Origin of the sequence: Pedobacter sp. HDW13 (assembly GCF_011303555.1) — a bacterium.
GTDB lineage: Bacteria > Bacteroidota > Bacteroidia > Sphingobacteriales > Sphingobacteriaceae > Pedobacter.
In genome coordinates this window covers 5,389,552-5,408,179 of record NZ_CP049868.1, presented here as the reverse complement: position 1 = coordinate 5,408,179, position 18,628 = coordinate 5,389,552, and the positions used below count along the sequence as shown (strand labels likewise).

Annotated in this window: 14 protein-coding genes; 5 read left to right on the top strand and 9 right to left on the bottom strand. The window is 39.5% G+C overall.

Annotated elements, in window-relative coordinates:
* Positions 1-148 precede the first annotated feature (148 nt).
* From G7074_RS22505 to G7074_RS22490, 4 genes are all read left to right on the top strand, one after another.
* Positions 149-826: a 3'-5' exonuclease gene (locus G7074_RS22505; protein ID WP_158674049.1), complete on the top strand. Its 678-nt coding sequence runs from the start codon at positions 149-151 to the stop codon at positions 824-826.
* Positions 816-2,267, top strand: a complete 1,452-nt coding sequence (locus G7074_RS22500) for a DUF294 nucleotidyltransferase-like domain-containing protein (RefSeq protein ID WP_124560301.1) — start codon at positions 816-818, stop codon at positions 2,265-2,267. Before G7074_RS22505 ends, G7074_RS22500 begins: the two co-directional genes overlap by 11 nt.
* A 618-nt stretch (positions 2,268-2,885) precedes the next feature.
* On the top strand, positions 2,886-4,499 hold the full coding sequence (locus tag G7074_RS22495) for a discoidin domain-containing protein (protein WP_166211471.1): 1,614 nt from the start codon (positions 2,886-2,888) through the stop codon (positions 4,497-4,499).
* Between the two features lie 420 nt (positions 4,500-4,919).
* Positions 4,920-5,249, top strand: coding sequence for a YegP family protein (locus G7074_RS22490; protein WP_124560303.1), 330 nt, complete (start codon positions 4,920-4,922; stop codon positions 5,247-5,249).
* A 67-nt stretch (positions 5,250-5,316) separates the two neighbouring features.
* On the opposite strand, the gene rplT is transcribed toward G7074_RS22490, so the two are convergent.
* The 9 genes from rplT to G7074_RS22445 all read right to left on the bottom strand — a co-directional run bounded on the left by rplT (position 5,317) and on the right by G7074_RS22445 (position 15,263).
* Positions 5,317-5,661 carry a 50S ribosomal protein L20 gene (gene rplT / locus G7074_RS22485; protein ID WP_025144714.1) on the bottom strand — a complete coding sequence of 115 codons (345 nt, stop codon included), beginning with the start codon at positions 5,659-5,661 and terminating at the stop codon, positions 5,317-5,319.
* A 73-nt stretch (positions 5,662-5,734) separates the two neighbouring features.
* A complete protein-coding gene (rpmI, locus tag G7074_RS22480; protein ID WP_010600880.1) occupies positions 5,735-5,935 on the bottom strand; it encodes a 50S ribosomal protein L35 in 201 nt (66 codons plus the stop codon).
* Between the two features lie 29 nt (positions 5,936-5,964).
* Positions 5,965-6,534 (bottom strand): translation initiation factor IF-3, encoded by a 570-nt coding sequence (gene infC, locus G7074_RS22475; protein ID WP_124560304.1) that lies wholly within the window; start codon positions 6,532-6,534, stop codon positions 5,965-5,967.
* A 17-nt stretch (positions 6,535-6,551) separates the two neighbouring features.
* The gene (gene thrS / locus G7074_RS22470; protein WP_124560305.1) at positions 6,552-8,477 is read right to left on the bottom strand and encodes a threonine--tRNA ligase; all 1,926 of its coding nucleotides are present in this window, start codon (positions 8,475-8,477) and stop codon (positions 6,552-6,554) included.
* A 337-nt stretch (positions 8,478-8,814) separates the two neighbouring features.
* Positions 8,815-9,906: an acyltransferase gene (locus G7074_RS22465; protein WP_124560306.1), complete on the bottom strand. Its 1,092-nt coding sequence runs from the start codon at positions 9,904-9,906 to the stop codon at positions 8,815-8,817.
* Positions 9,907-10,048: 142 nt separating this feature from the next.
* On the bottom strand, positions 10,049-10,957 hold the full coding sequence (locus tag G7074_RS22460; protein ID WP_124560307.1) for a hypothetical protein: 909 nt from the start codon (positions 10,955-10,957) through the stop codon (positions 10,049-10,051).
* Positions 10,958-11,176: 219 nt separating this feature from the next.
* Entirely contained in the window at positions 11,177-11,914 is a 738-nt protein-coding gene (locus tag G7074_RS22455) for a (Fe-S)-binding protein (protein WP_124560440.1), read from the bottom strand.
* 21 nt (positions 11,915-11,935) lie between these two features.
* Entirely contained in the window at positions 11,936-13,243 is a 1,308-nt protein-coding gene (locus G7074_RS22450; protein WP_124560308.1) for an MFS transporter, read from the bottom strand.
* A gap of 127 nt (positions 13,244-13,370) precedes the next feature.
* Positions 13,371-15,263 (bottom strand): ATP-dependent DNA helicase RecQ, encoded by a 1,893-nt coding sequence (locus tag G7074_RS22445; RefSeq protein WP_166211468.1) that lies wholly within the window; start codon positions 15,261-15,263, stop codon positions 13,371-13,373.
* A gap of 73 nt (positions 15,264-15,336) precedes the next feature.
* Here G7074_RS22445 and G7074_RS22440 point away from each other — a divergent pair, with 73 nt between their 5' ends.
* Positions 15,337-18,564 carry an amidohydrolase family protein gene (locus G7074_RS22440; protein ID WP_166211465.1) on the top strand — a complete coding sequence of 1,076 codons (3,228 nt, stop codon included), beginning with the start codon at positions 15,337-15,339 and terminating at the stop codon, positions 18,562-18,564.
* The last annotated feature ends 64 nt before the right edge of the window (positions 18,565-18,628 follow it).

The window sequence follows — 18,628 nt, the reverse complement described above, 5'->3', positions numbered from 1 at the left end:
GTTCAAATCTTTTACTTTATCAAATAATATATTAACAATTTAAAAATATTATTTAGTGTGGCTATATCCTAAAATTGTTATCATTTATGACCGTTATTAATTATCTTTGGTGAACATCAGTCTTTAACTGTAAACCTAACCAAGCATTTTGCAAGCGTACTTCCTCGTAGTGGATACCGAAACATCCGGGCTGCCTAAAAATTGGTCGGCACCTTATGCCAAAGAAAATAACTGGCCGCATATTGTGCAGATCGCCTGGATAGTTTATGATGCTAATTATCAGGAAGTGAAACGCGAAAACCATTACCTGAGCAATACAGATATTGTTATAGATAAGGCAGCGCAAAAAATACACAACATAAGCCCCGAATATTTACGGGTGCATGGAGAAGATAAAGAAAAAATTATGCTCAGGTTTTATGCCGATATTAAAAAGTATAAACCTTTGGTTGTAGGCCATTTTATCGAACTCGATTACCACATGGTGAATGTTGAGCTGTTTAGAATAGGCAAAGAAGATGTTTTTAAAGACCTGTCCTTTTTCTGTACCATGAAAACGAGTGCTTTATATATTACCGATTCTGTAATCAGTCACCTAAAACTCGATAAATTTTATACCATATTATTTAATGAGGTACCAGAGAATATGCATAACGCGTTGTCTGATGCATTGAGTGCCGCTAAAATATTCTTCCACCTTATAGAAAGTAAAAAAATCAGCTTATCAGCTGTTTATAGTCAGCAACATAGCTTTAATCGCGAAAAGAAGAAAGCAAAAGCATTTTCATTCAAAAAAATTTTAAAAGGAATTTTTAATGGAAGATAAATTAGCCGACCGCATTTATACAGCCCGCATCGGAGATATCACTTTCAAGAAAATAGTGAGTTGCGATCCTGCCACTCCAATTTTTGAAGCGGCAATTAAAATGGCCGAACAGAAAACCAGCTGCCTATTTGTTAAAGATGAAGCACAAGGTTATGTGGGCTTTGTAACCGATATTACTTTAAGAGATGAAGTTATTGCCAAACAGTTAAATGCAGGCTTAGCTATTGAAACGGTTATGGACAGGAATATTGTAACCATAACGCCCGATGCTTATGTTTACGAGGCTATTTTGATGATGTTCAGTAAAAAATCGCGCTATTTGCTGGTAAATGATAACGGCAATTATGTTGGTTTTTTGAGCCGGAACAGGCTGTTGAGCGAGCAGGCAGAATCTCCTTTGGTTTTTATTCAGTCGGTAAAATCGGCGGTAAACACTAGCGACCTGAAGCTGAAGTGGCAAAAAGTGCCGCATATTGTTGCTCAATTATTAAACAGAGGAGTTCATGCTAAAATTGTAAACGAGGTAGTTACTACCATTGCCGATACCATTTCGTTCAAAATTATTGAAGATGTAATTGCCAAACTCGGGCCACCGCCTGCAAAATTTGTTTTTATGGTTTTGGGCAGCGAAGGCCGTAAAGAGCTGAGCCTTAAAACCGATCAGGACAATGCCATTATTTATGAGGATACCCCTGAAGATAAACGTGCTGCCGTACGCTCCTATTTTCTCGATCTGGCTACGCAGGTTTCAGATAACCTGAACTACGTAGGTTTTGTGTATTGTGATGGCGATTACATGGCTACCAATCCGAACTGGACGCATTCTTTATCGCACTGGAAATACAATTACAAAAACTGGATCGAAGAAGCTTTACCCGAAGCAGCGGTAAAGTTTGCAGCTTTTTTCGATTGCAGGGCAATTTATGGCGATTTAAGTATCATGGAAAGTTTAAGGTCTTTTGTGGATGAAGAACTGCAGAAACCGATAGAAAAATTTTATGTCTATTTGGCTAAAAATGCTTTGCTGTACGAACCACCACTCACCTATTTCAGAAACATCCGCACGCAGAAAATACATAAGAAAGAGGTTTTCGATATAAAAACCGCCATGACACCCATTGTTGATCTGGCCAGGGTTTATGCCTTGCAGAACAGGATTTTTCAGAAAGAAAATACCGGAGAACGTTTAAAAACTTTAAAAGAACTTGGTATATTTACAGAAGAGCAGTTTAACGAACTTTCGCAATCCTATTATTATTTGATGGGTTTAAGGCTGAAACACCAGGCCAATTTAATCATTAACCACCAGTCGGCGCCAAATAACTTTATTGAAATCGATACACTGACCAAAATTGAAAAGGTAACCCTTGTTGAAATCTTCAAAATAATCCTCAACTTTCAAAGCGGAATCAGGATGAAATTTACCAATAGTTTGGGCTAAAACCACCATACTTTCCTGTGTTATGGCTTAGTACTACCGTCAATTATTTGATGGTATTTTTACCTGCCTGCCCTCCTCTTGACCAGATTTTAAGTGGCTATGGTTTCAGCTTTTTGCAATAAAATATGAAACTATTTTTACTTAAGCACTTCTGCAACAAAAACAAAGCTTAAAAGCCTAATAAATAATACATCCCGGAAATAACGGCAAAAACACAAGTTCTTACGGCTTAACCTGACAGAGCAATCAAACGTTTGCGTGTTATAATCAGCACATTTTTTGTCATCCGAAATAAAAGTTATAAAAACCGGGGGTTATGTTTTTCAGGATTAACTATTAAATGTATTTCCGACAATTATAACACAAACGTTTGCGCTGATTTATTTTAACGAAGTATACTTACTGTGTGTAACTTAAGGATTACAAAACAAAAGGAAACTAACTTATTACGCTCCATTTTTAACTAAAAGTAGAGGAATAGTGGCCAGGTTTGGCACATATTGATGATGTGATCTTCATATTTTATGAAAATCAGAACATGTGGCTGAGGTCGGCACGTTAAAGAAGGCATTATTAACCAATTGCATATTATCAAATTCCTAACCTAAAAATTATCTAATGAAAAAAAACAGTCTACTTTTTGCAGGCCTTGTCTCCGCCTGTCTGTTTACCCTATCTTGTAAAAAGGAACAAACCCTACAACCTGAGGAAAAAACGCCTACGCTAAGTCATAAAATGGCTACAGCGAACATTATTACGCAAACGCGTAATGTAAATGTAGTGTACTTTGTGCCTAACGATCTGGATACCTTAGCCGGTTACCGTAAGAGGTTAAGTGATCTTTTATTGTGGACCCAGGACTGGTACAAACAGGAAATGAACCGGAATGGTTATGGCAACAAAACCTTTGGTTTGGCCGATGATGGCTCAGGTGGTGTAAAAATCTTAACCATAAGAGGAAGCTTACCAAAAAGCAGTTATCCTTATTCAGGTGGTTCGGGTGCTGTAGCCAGCGAAATAAACGCTTATTTTGCTGCTCACCCTGCTGATAAAACCAGCGACCATACCTTAATTATTATACCAAGGTACTCTATTGGCTCAAATGGTACGCCAAGTGGTGGCCCTTTTTACGGTACGGGTAAATGGTGCTATGCGCTTGATTACGAAGAAATGGATATTGCCAACCTTGGTTTAAGCACAGCAGTAGGTAACCGTTTCAGTGTTTGGTTTGGTGGTATGGTACACGAGCTAGGCCATGGTTTAAATTTACCACACAACAGACAAAAAGTTTCTGAAAACTCTACACTAGGTATGGCGTTAATGTGGGCCGGTAACGGAACACTGGGTAAAAGCCCTACCTTCTTAACTGCTGCTGATGCTGCTATTTTGAACGCTAACCAGGTTTTCAACAATAACTCCAACACCTATTATGGTTCGGTTACAACCAACATTCCTAAAATCTATGCCGGCTATGATAGCGGTCTTGCATCAATCGTGGTATCGGGTAAGTTTACTTCAACAGGTAATGTAACCAGTATACTGTATTACAACGATCCAAACGTAGGTAATGAAGGTACTGGTGTAAACAAAGATTACAATGCCATCACCTGGGAGTCGAAAAAGATTGGTACCGACAGCTTCAGGGTAGTAATGCCAATTGCCGATTTACAGGAAAAAGCAGATGGAATTCCTTACGAACTGAAAGTGAAACTGGTACATGATAACGGTACGGTAACCGAACAGATTTATTCCTATACTTTTTCGGGAGGTTTGCCGGTGCTAACCTTTTCAACTAAAAACGAGTTAAGTAAAACAGGCTGGAGTATTGCTTCTTTTAGCTCGGAAGAAACCAGTGGCGAAGGTGCTACAAATGGCAGGGCAATCAGATTAATTGATGGAAACGCAAGTACTTACTGGCACTCACGCTGGTCGAGCTCTGCAACTACCTATCCGCATAATCTGGTAATTAATTTGGGTGCTTCGAAAACTGCTACGGGTTTAAGTTTAACACAAAGAAGCGGTTTGCAAAGGGCAATTAAGAATTTCGAACTGTTAACCAGTACAGATGGCGTAAACTTTACTTCGGTAAACAATTATGTGGCACAAAATGCAAATGGGCCACAGTATTTTGATTTTGGAAGCGCCAAAACCTTTCAGTATTTTAAAATTATAGCCAATTCGGCACAGGATGGCTTACAATTTGCCAGCTTAGCAGAACTGGGATTATACTAATAAAAAGTATCGTCATTTCGAGCGAAGTATAACGTAGCAGAGAAATCTATTTAAAGATCTCTCCATTTCGCTGCGCTTCAGATTCTTCTATCGGGTCTGTCAATGGTAGGCTTAATTATTGGATAAAAATCAATATCAGCAACAGTCACTCCAGTCTCGTCATTTCGAGCAAAGTGCAGCGGAGTCGAGAAATCTATTTAAAAATTTCATTCTGTTGTGCTCATCCTACAGCTATTGGATGGGAATCTTAAGCATAATGCATTAAGATTCCCTCTTGCGAGGGAATGACGATCTCGATTTTCTATCATTTAACCCCTACGTTAACATACTTTTAATTCTTACACTGATATTGATTTTGCCTACAAACTTTTATAACTTTAAGTAAATAGCATTTTAAACCAAATAATTAAAATCAGCACTATGGGAAAATTTGTGATTACTAAAAGGACTAACGGCGAGTATCAGTTTAATCTGAAGGCCGGCAATGGTCAGGTTATTTTAGCCAGCGAAGGCTATGTTGCAAAATCAAGCTGTGAAAATGGAATCGAGTCCGTTAAAAAGAATGCTCAGGATGATTCGAAATTTGAGAAGAAAACATCGAGCAATGGCAAGCACTATTTTAGCTTAAAAGCAACCAACGGGCAAATTATAGGCTCGAGCGAAATGTACGAAAGTACTTCGGCCAGAGATAACGGTATCGAATCTGTTCAGAAGAATGCACCGGATGCCGAAACAGACGATCAGAGTTAAGTTCATTAAAAAAGGGAGCCAATTTGGTTCCCTTTTTTAAATATGATTATCGCCTGAGCGAAAATTTCTATTTTACTGCATCAATTACAGCTTTGAAAGCTTCGGGGTGATTCATTGCTAAATCAGCCAATACTTTACGGTTTAAACCGATTTCTTTTGAAGCTAATTTACCGATTAATTGAGAGTAAGAAATACCGTGTTGACGTGCACCAGCGTTGATACGTTGGATCCACAATCCGCGGAATTCTCTTTTCTTAACTTTACGGTCACGGTATGCATATTGCAAACCTTTTTCTACTGTGTTTTTAGCAACAGTATAAACCTTACTTCTTGCTCCCCAATAACCTTTGGCTAAATTAAGGATCTTTTTTCTTCTTCTTCTCGAAGCTACTGCGTTTACCGAACGTGGCATGTTGTTGTTGTTTTTTGGTAAGCGGCGTCCAACTAAGGAACTTTAATGCCTGATACCTGGTGAAATTAATGAATTACTTTCCGATGCAAAGCATACGTTTTACGTTACCTGAATCTGCATCTGTTACAATTCCTGCATTTCCAAGCGCACGTTTACGTTTAGTACTCATCTTGGTTAAGATGTGACTTTTGTATGCTTTGTTTCTTTTGATTTTACCTGTTCCAGTAAGCGAAAAACGCTTTTTAGCACTGGAATTGGTTTTCATTTTTGGCATAACCTGTTATTTAATTTATAAAATTGTTTTTATTTTTTTGCTACTTTAGGCGCAACAGTAAGGAACATGCGTTTACCTTCTAACTTTGGTAATAACTCTACTTTTCCTACATCCTCCAAAGCCTGGGCAAACTTTAACAATAAAATTTCTCCCTGTTCTTTGTACACAATTGCTCTACCTTTAAAATGCACATAAGCTCTAACTTTCTCACCGCTCTCTAAAAAGCTTACTGCATGTTTTAATTTAAACTGGAAATCGTGATCGTTGGTGTTAGGACCAAAACGGATCTCTTTAATTACAGTTTGTTTGGCATTAGCTTTAATTTCTTTCTGCTTTTTCTTTTGCTCGTAAACAAATTTACTGTAATCAATAATCCTACAAACCGGTGGTACGGCATTTGGAGAAATCTCTACCAAATCCAATTCCAGTTCATCAGCAAGTGCCAAAGCTTTCGCCAAAGGATAAATCCCCGGTTCAACATTATCGCCAGCTAAACGCACTTCAGGCGATTTTATATACTGATTAATGTTATGCTCTGCTTCTTTTTTCTTAAAAGGTGGACGTGGTCCCCTGTTAAATCCTGGTCTTCCTAATGCCAAATTTGTACTATTTTAATTTAAACTGTTATTTCTTTTCTTAATAAATTGTTGAACTCTTCCAACGTCATTTCGCCTAAATCTCCCTCACCGTGTTTACGAACAGAAACTTTTCCTTCTGCCATCTCTTTATCGCCGATAATGAGCATATATGGGATCTTTTTAACCTCCGCGTCGCGTATTTTACGACCGATTTTCTCATCGCGAAAGTCAATCAGCCCGCGAATATCGGAATTATTTAGTTCATCTAAAACTTTTTTTGCATAATCTTCATATTTTTCTGAAATAGGAAGAATGATAAACTGCTCTGGACTTAGCCATAACGGGAAGTTTCCGGCACAATGCTCAATCAAAACTGCAATAAATCTTTCCAACGAACCAAACGGCGCACGGTGGATCATTACCGGTCTGTGTTTCTGGTTATCGCTACCTGTATATTCCAGCTCGAAACGCTCAGGCAAGTTGTAATCTACCTGAATGGTACCCAACTGCCATTTTCTACCTAAAGCATCTTTAACCATAAAATCGAGCTTAGGACCATAAAAGGCCGCTTCACCATATTCTACAACTGTATTTAAGCCTTTTTCGGCAGCAGCTTCAATAATTGCAGTTTCCGATAATCTCCAATTTTCATCAGAACCAATGTACTTCGCTTTATTTTCAGGATCTCTTAACGAAACCTGTGCGGTGTAGTTTTCGAAACCTAACGATTTGAATACATAAAGTACTAGATCGATTACTTTTTTAAACTCGTCTTTTACCTGCTCTGGCATACAGAACAAGTGCGCGTCATCCTGAGTAAAGCCACGAACACGGGTTAAACCATGTAATTCGCCACTTTGTTCGTAACGGTATACAGTACCAAACTCTGCAAAACGAACCGGAAGATCTTTGTACGAACGTGGTTTTGTTTTATAAATCTCGCAGTGGTGCGGGCAGTTCATCGGTTTTAAGAAGAACTCCTCTCCTTCCTGCGGAGTTTTAATTGGCTGGAACGAATCTTTACCATATTTTTCCCAGTGACCAGAAGTTACATACAGGTTTTTATGGCCGATGTGTGGAGTAACCACCTGCTCGTAACCTGCTTTAGCCTGTGCTTTGGTTAAGAAATTAACCAAACGCTCGCGCAAAGCAGTTCCTTTTGGTAACCACAATGGTAAACCCATGCCTACTTTTTCTGAGAAAGCAAATAATTCGAGCTCTTTACCCAATTTACGGTGATCACGTTTTTTAGCTTCCTCAATCATTGCCAGATATTCGGTAAGCTCGCTCGCCTTAGGGAAAGTTACGCCATATATACGGGTTAACTGTTTTTTAGTTTCATCACCTCTCCAATATGCACCAGCTACGTTCATGAGTTTTACAGCCTTTACAAAGCCAGTATTCGGAATGTGTGGACCACGGCATAAGTCGGTAAATTGACCCTGGGTATAGAAAGTAATTTTTCCATCTTCCAAACCATCAATTAGATCGAGCTTGTACTCATCACCTTTCTCGGTGAAATATTTGATGGCATCGGCTTTACTTACACTTTCGCGTACAAAAGTTTCTTTTTGTTTAGCCAGTTCAATTATTTTAGTTTCGATGGCCTTGAAATCATCAGAAGAAAATTCCTGATCGCCGAAATCTACATCGTAGTAAAAGCCTGTTTCAATTGCCGGACCAATACCAAATTTAGTTCCCGGATAAAGGGCTTCTAAAGCTTCGGCCATTAAGTGGGCTGATGAATGCCAAAAAGTTGATTTACCGGCTGCGTCGTTCCAGGTTAACAATTTAACCGACGAATCAGACTCGATCGGTCTTGTTGAATCCCAAACTTCACCATTAACCTCAGCGGCTAAAACGTTACGGGCTAAACCCTCAGAAATTGACAATGCAATTTGGTGGGCAGAAGTGCCCTTTTCGTACTGACGGACAGAACCATCAGGTAAAGTAATGTTAATCATCTACAACTATGATTTAAAGTTTAATAAAAAAGTTTTAAAAGATCACTTACAATGTGATACTAATTTGCTGCAAATATAGGGATTTTTCGGTCAAAAAGCAAGTTTTAGTTGAAGTGAAGTATCATGCCACGGAGGCACGGATTAACACGGATTTTTCGGGGTCGTCATTGCGAGAACGCTTTTTCAGCCGACGAAGCCTGCCTGCAACAGGCAGGCTTCATTCCTCGCAATAACGAGAATTCTATGTGTTTCTGAAGCAAAACGCCACGGATACACGGAGCAACGTTTCTATATTTTACACACTTTATGTACTAAAATGCCTTATATGGTTAACCATTCAAGTAGCACGCAAAAACTTATCCTTCAAATATTTACGCAAAGGTGCATCTACAAAGCGCATAATGAGGTAAGCCAGAACAATTAAAAGTATTACCGAAACCGGGATAACACCAAAAAGCATCATGCCTGTTGGTTTCACTACTGCTACATAGGTTAAGTAAATCCACACAAAAGGATAATGCGTCATGTAAAGCGGATAAGATATTTCTCCCGATAGTTTACATACATTTTTTAAAGCAGGGTTTAGCACAGCTCCTGCACCAAGCGATACCAGTAATGGAAAATATAGGATTACAATTATGGGCTCGGTAATCCAGTTGTACTGATCGCGGTAAGGAAATAAGAAGGCAATCAACAACAGGATGCTAACACCTATAAAACCCAGCTTATTTTTAATAATCCAGTTGAAACGATAAACCATCATCCCGGCCATAAAAGAGAAAAGCACCCTTGCACCGCCATCAAAGAAGTTCTGACCTCCCCAGCCTCCACTTACATTGGTATGGATCACAGCTATATAACAAATGCAGGCCGCTCCTATTACAGTCAATACAGTTAGTATTTGTTTGCTGAGCTTGAAGAGGATGAGGATATAAAATATATTGGCTATGTATTCCCAAAATAACGACCAAGCAGGAGCATTCAGGCAAAATAAATTGGTGTAACGCTCGGGCATTGCCGGATAAGGAATCAGAAATGCAGAAGCTAAAAACAGTAAAAGTGTTTTTCCAAATCCGTAAATAGCATAAAAATCGCTATAAGGATCGAATAGGAAGGTTAGCAGTCCCAGTACAGAACCAATTACCACCAGCGGATGTAAACGAATCAACCGCAGTTTAATGAACTGTATTAAAGTGATATGTTCTGCCCTGGTATCGTATGCATATGCAATTACAAAACCCGATAAACAGAAAAAGAAATCGACAGCCAAAAAGCCGTGCGAGAGAAAATTCTTGTTATAGTCGGTAATAGCAATTTCCATAAAGTGGTAAATAACCACCACAATGGCGGCCACGCCCCTTAATCCGTCTAAAATTTCGAAATGCTGCTTAGTAGCCAGTAAGTTAGCTTTATTTTCTGCTGTAATCACTATGGTTAGGTTATAATCTGATCCCAATAATAGCCATTATGATATAATATGTCAAGAATACATTTAATCTCTTCAAAAATGATACAAAAAAAGCCTGCCCCATAAATGGAACAGGCTGCTATGTTTTGTTGTTTGTATGCGCTTAATTACCGCCTCCACCAAATACTCTAACCTGGCCAGCACCGCCACCTGGTCTGTTTTGTCTAAAACGTTTCATCATGTTCTCCATTTTAGTTTTATACTCATCGGCAGTAATCAGTTTTGCTTTTTTAGGTGCTGTTACGTCTTTCGCACTTACGTTTCTGTACTCAATGCTTTTAGCAATTGAGCTGTTTCCTCTGCCTTCGATAGCTAAAACCGCACCTTCGGTCCACATGTTTGGATTAGGAGAAAAATTAAAGCCTAAATCGTTGGTATACCAGATTTTAGTTTCTTCTACCACGTTTTTATCCATATCTAAAATTTTAATGGCTCTGGTCGATCTTACAATAGCCTGATGGCAGGTAAAACCTAAAATCTGTTTGGTAGAATCGGTTTTAACCACTTCAATTTTTGGAGCCGGGGCAGGTTTTGCTTTGGTAGTATCGTTTGGATTACCACCACCCATTCTGAACGATGAAATTGGTCCGGAACTAGCAAGGGTTAACTTGCTTGGCATATAATAAGTCGTATCGTTCAGGTCGAAAACTTCGGTTAAACCTTTATCTGCGAAAGTATAGTAGTACTCGCGGTTACCGCCACCACCACCAAAACGCATCATCATCCGGCCCATGCCGCCGCCACCGCCACCTGCACCATTGCTATCCTCGGTTTCTTCAACCGGCATATAGCTCGCATTGGTTGCTGTAAATAATAACTCAAAATTGCTTTTGCTTGATGAAGGCATTCTGGCTTTCATCTGATCGGTTAGCTGAATACCATTGGCAGATGCCATGGCTGCAGGATCGATCGTGTTTTCGAATTGTATAGCTCCTGAAGTTTTTTTCTTTTGCGCGTTTGCAACCGATGCAATAGATAAAACACCCAATAAAGCGATGAATATTTTTTTCATTTTGTTTTGAATTTGCTAGTTAGAGTTTAAAGCCTTTAAAAGGTTTAACAAAGGTATTTTAGATTTAACGTAAAGCTTGTTAAAAATTGTTAATTAAAACAGTAAGATTAACTAAACGAGTCAATTAAAGGCCACAAATCCCCTTGTAATTTATTTTTTACAAATGCTTTTACATAAAAAACCTATCAGTTTTTTTTTTAAAACCTGATAGGTTTGGAATTAGTATTCGGTACTTTCCAGCCAGCCATTACAAAGTACATCGGCAATGTGCATGGTTTTTATGGGCAGATTGTTTTTATCGATATAGCCTTGCAGGTGCAGCAGGCAGGATAAATCAGTTGAAATGATATAATCGGCACCTTGCGCCATGGCGTGGTTTACCTTTTGCTCGGCCATTGCCGAAGAAATGGCATCGAATTTAACCGCAAAGGTACCGCCAAAGCCACAGCACATATCGGTATCTTCCATTTCGATCATTTCCAAACCATGTACTTTTGAAAGTAACTGACGGGGTTCGTCTTTAATTTTACATTCGCGTAAAGCACTGCACGAATCGTGATAAACGGCTTTTCCTTCCAGTTCGGCACCGAAATAATCTTTCTTAGCTATTTTAATCAGGAAATCGGAAAGCTCCCAGATATTCGATTGTAAACTCCGGCATTTGTTATGCACAATGGTATTGGTAAACAGATCGTTAAAACCACCTTTTACCATTCCAACACATGATGCCGATGGCGCCACGATATAAGTATTTTCTGAAAAATCGTTTAAGAATTTAGTACCTACCTGTTTAGCTTCATCCCAATAACCTGCATTATAGGCCGGTTGTCCACAACAAGTTTGTTTTGAATTATAGCTAACCTCGTAACCGGATTTCTCTAACAATCTTAAGGTATTAAAAGCGGTTTCGGGATATAACTGATCTACAAAACAGGGCACAAATAATTCTACTTTCATCATATTCTTTAGCCTACAAACTTACAATTTTGGTGCTTCTTTGCGTTCGATTTTTTTCAAAACAAATAAAAGGACTAAACCAATAATGAAAAACGACGCCAGAGCAATAATAGAATAACGGATATTTCCAGTGATTTCTTCTATGTAAGCAAAACTAAATAAGCCAATTACAATAGCCAGTTTCTCGGTAACATCATAAAAACTAAAGAATGAGGTCGTATCCTGCGTGTCAACAGGTAAATATTTAGAATAGGTAGAACGCGATAATGACTGAATTCCTCCCATAATTAAACCCACAATAGCCGAAAGTGAATAAAACTGGTACTGATTCGTGATGTAATAACCGTACACGCAGCAACCAATCCAAACCAATACAACCATTATCAACACATTTACGTTACCGATTTTTTTGGCCAGGTATGACATCAACATTGCGCCCGGAATAGCTACCAGCTGAATAATCAGGATTACGGCAATTAGTTTAGCTGTGCCAAGTTTCAATGTTTTTTCGGCAAAACCTGCAGCAGCGAGCATGATGGTTTGCACACCCATAGAATAGAAGAAGAATGAGATTAAAAATCCTTTCAATTTTTTAATCTGTTTCAACTGTCCCCATACTTTGGTTAATTCACTAAATCCATCCTTAATGATATTGGTTTTAACCTTATCGGTTTGCGGTGTTCCGTTGGGCAATACTGAAAAAGGAATCTGCGAAAAGGCTATCCACCATACACCAACCAGTAAAAATGATAAGCGTGGCGGAAAAGAAGCATCGGTAATGCCAAACCATTCGGGTTTTAGCACAAACAAAAAGCAGATTAACTGCAAAACAACTGAACCTATGTAACCATAAGAAAAGCCTTGCGCGCTTACTCGGTCCTGATGCTCCTCTGAAGCAATTTCGGGCAGGTAAGAATTACTGAATAAAACCCCGCCAATATAACCCATGGCTGCTAAAGCAAACAGGATGATACTCATTTCGAGAGTATCGAGTTTAAAGAAATACAGGCCAATACAAGCTAAACCACCCATATAGGTAAAGAATTTCATAAATGACTTCTTATTTCCCCTTCTATCGGCAATTGATGATAAAATAGGTAAAGCCAGCGCCATAATCAGATAAGCGAAAGACAGTGCGTAGTTAGATAGCGAAGTATTAACATAAGCGCGGCCAAGGAAGGTTACCTTATCACCATGTTCTTTAGTAGTGGTAATAATGGTGTAATAAGCCGGGAAAATAGTTGAGGTAATAACCAAGTTATAGGCAGAGTTTGCCCAATCGAAGAAAGCCCATGAGCGGATGGTTTTCTTATTGTTTTTTTCTATCATTTAGTTTTAAGGAGGTTAACTGTTTAGTCGGTTAACGGGTTAATTGTAATTTTGCCAAATTGTTAAATGAGATAGGCTATACAATAACCAATTCCCACAATTTAAACAGTTAACCATTTTTAACCCGCTAAAGATAATACTTCTTCCCATCAGTTTTTATCTTGCCCGCATCTAATAATTCACGGATAATTTCGATGCGTTCATTTTCAGCGCCATTTTTGATGTTCATTACCAAATCATCGAGCGCCAGGGGCTCTTGTTGCAGCAGCGAAATGATTTCAAATTCTATTTCATCAAACAGTTGACTTTGGTTCTCTGCCTTTTTTTCGGCCAGGCAAACATCACATACACCACATTTAGCAGCATTTTGTTCATCAAAATATTCAAGCAGCTGTATACTCCTGCAAATGTTAGAAGATGCATATTGAACTACGGCGTTGATTTGTTTGTGCAAAATTTCTTTCCTTAGCCTCAGGTATTTTACATCCAGATCGAAATGATCCATATCTACCCGAGCACGGATATATTGCAATTGTGGCTGATCTGTTTGTGGTATATAGCTAAGCAGTTCAAGCGCCTGCAGTTTGTTTAATAAAGCAATAACATCGCGATAAGATAAGCCGGTTCGTTTGGCCAGATCTGCCTCATTTATTTTCACAAAACCATCAAAAGCCCCTCCATGCGAACGCAATATGGTCTTAATAACGCCATCGTAAGCTCTATTTTCGATCTGGAAACGGTAAATATCTTCATGACTGGCAATAAACATGATGCGAGAAGGCAAAAACACACTTTCGGAAAGCGTGAGGTAACCATCATGCTCCAGAAATTTTAAGCCCGAAATTGTTTTTAAAACACTAATATTAAAACGTTTGCAAAAATCAACTAAATCAAAAGAAAAGGTAAGTCCCTCTCCTGCTCCAAAAGCCAGCTGAAAGTAATTGCCCATGTAATGATATATTTTTCTAATTTCATCAGGAGTTGGAAAGCTATCCAGATACCGTGATTCTAGACTCATCACGTCAGATTGATTGGCCAGCAACACTGCATAACTCCTTTTTTCATCACGACCAGCCCGGCCAGCTTCCTGGTAATAGGCTTCTAAACTTTCGGGTAGGTCTAAATGCACCACAGTACGCACATCCGCTTTATCTATCCCCATACCAAATGCGTTGGTAGCCACCATGATACGGGTTTTGTTTTGTTTCCAGTCTTCCTGTTTCTGAAAGCGGATATCCCTTTCCAGACCGGCATGGTAATAATCGGCCTTGATTTGATTACGGTTTAAAAAATTAGCTACTTCGGCAGTTTCCCTGCGGTTGCGTACGTAAACCAGGCCTGTGCCTTTTACATTGCTGCAAATATCAATCAGTTTTTTGTATTTATCTTCGTTACCAAAAACCACATAGCTTAAATTCTCGCGGGCAAAGCTTTTAATAAAAACCTGCGGATCTTTCATCTCGAGTTTAGCCACAATATCTTCACGAACAAAAGCCGTAGCTGTAGCCGTTAATGCCAGTACCGGAACATTCGGGTGGATTTCGCGGAGTTTAGCCAGTTGCTGGTAAGGTGGCCTGAAATCATAACCCCATTGCGAAATACAATGAGCCTCATCGACAGCAATCAGGTTCACATTCATGTAAGAAATCCTTACACGAACCAAGTCAGAAAGCAATCTTTCGGGTGATAAATAGAGGAACTTAATCTTACCGTAAATACAGTTATCCAGCAAAATATCGATTTCGCGTTTGCCCATACCTGCATAAATGGCAATGGCTTCGATTCCTTTGGCTTTCAGGTTTTCTACCTGATCTTTCATCAGGGCAATTAATGGTGAAACCACTATACAGATCCCTTCTTTTACCAGTGCCGGTACCTGAAAACAGATCGATTTTCCGCCTCCTGTTGGCAAAAGCGCCAGGCTATCTTTCCCTTCTAAAACCGAAGCAATAATATCTTCCTGCAGCGGCCTGAAAGCCTGGTATCCCCAATATTTTTGTAAAATGTCTATTGCTGTCATAAATCGGCGATACCAAAACTATAAAAAAGCTATTGATATTGACTAAATTGCGGCACAATTAATCAAAAATTTGATGAAGCACCTTTATTTTCTCTCTGCCCTCTCCCTAATGTTTTTAAGTTCGAATGCCCAGGAAAAAAAATGGGACATTGAAAAATACCAGGGAATAACCAAGAACTTTACTTTAAATACCGACGAAGGCACCTGGATGAATCTCGACGTAAGTGTAGACGGACAGGAAATTGTTTTCGATTTATTGGGCGATATTTACGTAATGCCTGTTACAGGTGGTGTAGCCAAACTGATTAGTGGTGGTATTGCCTGGGATGTTCAGCCTCGTTTTAGTCCGAATGGAAAATACATTTCGTATACCAGCGATAAAAGCGGTGGCGATAATATCTGGATCATGAACCGTGATGGATCTGGTAAGAAACAGATCACAAAAGAAAGCTTCAGGTTATTGAACAATGCCACCTGGACACCAAACAGTGAATATATTGTAGCCCGTAAACACTTTACAGCAGGCCGTTCGTTGGGTGCAGGCGAAATGTGGATGTACAGCATTAATGGTGGCGATGGAGTACAGTTAACCAAAAGGAAAAACGATCAACAAGATGCAGGCGAGCCGAATGTTTCGCCCGATGGGAAATATGTTTACTTTAGTGAAGATGTAAGTCCTGGCCCAAATTTCGAATACAGCAAAGATCCTAACGGAACGATTTATGCCATCCGTCAGCTGGATTTAACCACAGGTAAACTAAACACCTTAATTAACGAACAAGGTGGCGCATGCAGGCCACAGGCATCGCCCGATGGTAACCTGATTGCTTTTGTTAAACGGGTAAGGTTAAAATCTACTTTATATGTACAAAATCTTAAAACCGGCGAAGAATGGCCGGTAAGCGAAGAATTATCGCACGATCAGCAGGAAACCTGGGCTATTTTTGGGGTTTATCCCAACTTTGCGTGGACACCAGATAGCAAAAGCCTGATCTATTATGCAAAAGGCAAAATCAGGAAAACTGAAATCGGCACATTGATTAACAGTACCATTCCTTTTCAGGCCAATACCATTCAAACGGTTCAAAAAGCTTTACACTTTGAACAACAGGTTTTCAGCAATGAGTTTTCAGCTAAAATGTTGAGGCAGCTTACTACTTCGCCAGATGGAAAAACTATTGTTTTTAATGCTGCAGGGTATTTGTACAAACAGGAATTACCGGCCGGAACTCCTGAACGATTAACCAATGGTTTGGATTTTGAATTCGAACCTGCTTTTAGTCCTGATGGTAAATATGTAGTGTACACCACCTGGAGCGATGAATTGCGCGGTGCCATTAAAAGAACAGACTATAAATCGGGCAAAACCATTACTTTAAGTGATGAAAAAGGCTTTTATTATTCACCTCAATATTCAACCAAGGGCGATAAAATTGTTTTCAGAAAAGGAAGCGGCAACGATGTTTTAGGCTATAATTATGGCCGCGGAACCGGTATTTTTATGATGGCTGCCAATGGAGGTGCCAAAACTTTAGTATCAGAAAATGGCATCCGTCCACAGTTTAACAACACCGATACCCGGATTTATTTCCAGAGTTATGCCGATGGTAAAAAAGCGTTAAAAAGTATTGATTTAAACGGTGCCAATGAACGTACGCATTTCACTTCGCAATATGCAAACCAATTCGTGATCAGCCCTGATAACAAATGGGTAGCTTTTAACGAGTTGTTTAACGTGTACATCACACCGATGATTAATATTGGTACTGCTCAGGATGCTTCAGCAGGAAATAAAGCCATTCCGGTAACCAAAGTTACTACCGATGGTGGTACCTATATTCAGTGGAGCGCCGATAGTAAAACCCTGCACTGGACATTAGGCCCTCAATATTACAGCATTGATGTAAACAACGCTTTCAACTTTGATGGCAATACACCAAAAACCCAGGCTACATCAATCGATATTAATCTGGTGCTTAAATCGGATATACCAACCGGAATTGTAGCTTTAAAAGGCGCCCGTATCATTTCGATGAAAGGTGAAGAAGTAATTGAAAACGGAACGATCCTGACCGATGGTAATAAAATAACCGCCATTGGCAAAGTTGATGCCGTAACCATCCCAGCCAACGCTAAAGTTATTGATGTAAACGGCAAAACAATTATGCCGGGTATTATTGATGTGCATGCGCATTTACGTACCAGCCCAGATGGGGTTACCCCGCAAAACGACTGGAGCTACATGGCCAACCTTGCATTTGGTGTTACCACTTCGCACGATCCTTCGAGCAATACAGAAATGGTTTTTAGCCAGAGCGAAATGATTAAAGCTGGCCGTATGGTTGGGCCAAGAGTATATTCAACAGGTTCTATTTTGTATGGTGCTGACGGCGATTTTAAAGTCGTAATTAATAGCCTGGATGATGCTATGGCCAATTTACGCAGGTTAAAGGCTGTAGGTGCTTTCTCAGTAAAATCGTACAATCAACCTCGTCGCGAGCAACGCCAGCAGATTTTAGAAGCAGCCCGGCAATTAAAAATGGAGGTTGTACCCGAGGGTGGTTCTACTTTCTTTACCAATATGAATATGGTTGCCGATGGTCACACCGGAATTGAACACAGTATCCCAGTTTTACCGGTTTATAAAGATGTAACTACATTATGGAACAATACCGAAGTAGGCTACACTCCTACTTTAATTGTGGCTTATGGTGGTCAGTGGGGTGAAAATTACTGGTACGACAGAACCAATGTTTGGGAAAACGAAAAGTTAATGACCTACACACCACGTTCGATTATTGATGCAAGAGCCCGTCGCCGGACTACATCAGAATACAGTGATTACAACCACATCGATATTGCAAAAGCGACTAAGCAAATTGCAGATGGTGGTACCAAAGTTAATTTAGGTGCACATGGTCAAATTCAGGGCCTTGGTGCACATTGGGAACTTTGGATGCTGGTACAAGGCGGATTCACACCTTTACAGGCCATTAAAGCCGCTACCTTAAATGGCGCGCATTATTTAGGAATGGATAAGGAAATCGGATCATTAGAAGTAGGTAAACTTGCCGATATGGTTATTATGGATGCCAACCCACTTGATGATATCCGCAATTCGGAGAAAATTAAATATGTGATGATTAACGGTCGCCTGTATGATAGTGCAACCATGAACGAAGTAGGTACCAGAGAGAAACTAAGAGGTAAACTGTGGTTCGAAAACACAAGAGGAAACGGCTTTATCATCCCAACCGGAGATTCAGAAACCTGGACTTTCACCGTTCCGCATTGCGATTAATATATAAACACCATGTAAGGCATTTAGGCCGACAGAAGATCTGCGCATATAAGTCTTACATGGT

Excerpts from the sequence above, each read along its gene's own strand:
- G7074_RS22500 (WP_124560301.1), top strand. The coding sequence starts at position 816 with ATGGAAGATAAATTAGCCGACCGCATTTATACAGCCCGCATCGGAGAT.
- G7074_RS22445 (WP_166211468.1), bottom strand. The coding sequence starts at position 15,263 with ATGACAGCAATAGACATTTTACAAAAATATTGGGGATACCAGGCTTTC.
- rpmI (WP_010600880.1), bottom strand. The coding sequence starts at position 5,935 with ATGCCAAAAATGAAAACCAATTCCAGTGCTAAAAAGCGTTTTTCGCTT.
- thrS (WP_124560305.1), bottom strand. The coding sequence starts at position 8,477 with ATGATTAACATTACTTTACCTGATGGTTCTGTCCGTCAGTACGAAAAG.
- rplT (WP_025144714.1), bottom strand. The coding sequence starts at position 5,661 with ATGCCACGTTCGGTAAACGCAGTAGCTTCGAGAAGAAGAAGAAAAAAG.
- G7074_RS22495 (WP_166211471.1), top strand. The coding sequence starts at position 2,886 with ATGAAAAAAAACAGTCTACTTTTTGCAGGCCTTGTCTCCGCCTGTCTG.
- G7074_RS22440 (WP_166211465.1), top strand. The coding sequence starts at position 15,337 with ATGAAGCACCTTTATTTTCTCTCTGCCCTCTCCCTAATGTTTTTAAGT.
- G7074_RS22490 (WP_124560303.1), top strand. The coding sequence starts at position 4,920 with ATGGGAAAATTTGTGATTACTAAAAGGACTAACGGCGAGTATCAGTTT.
- G7074_RS22460 (WP_124560307.1), bottom strand. The coding sequence starts at position 10,957 with ATGAAAAAAATATTCATCGCTTTATTGGGTGTTTTATCTATTGCATCG.
- G7074_RS22450 (WP_124560308.1), bottom strand. The coding sequence starts at position 13,243 with ATGATAGAAAAAAACAATAAGAAAACCATCCGCTCATGGGCTTTCTTC.
- G7074_RS22455 (WP_124560440.1), bottom strand. The coding sequence starts at position 11,914 with ATGAAAGTAGAATTATTTGTGCCCTGTTTTGTAGATCAGTTATATCCC.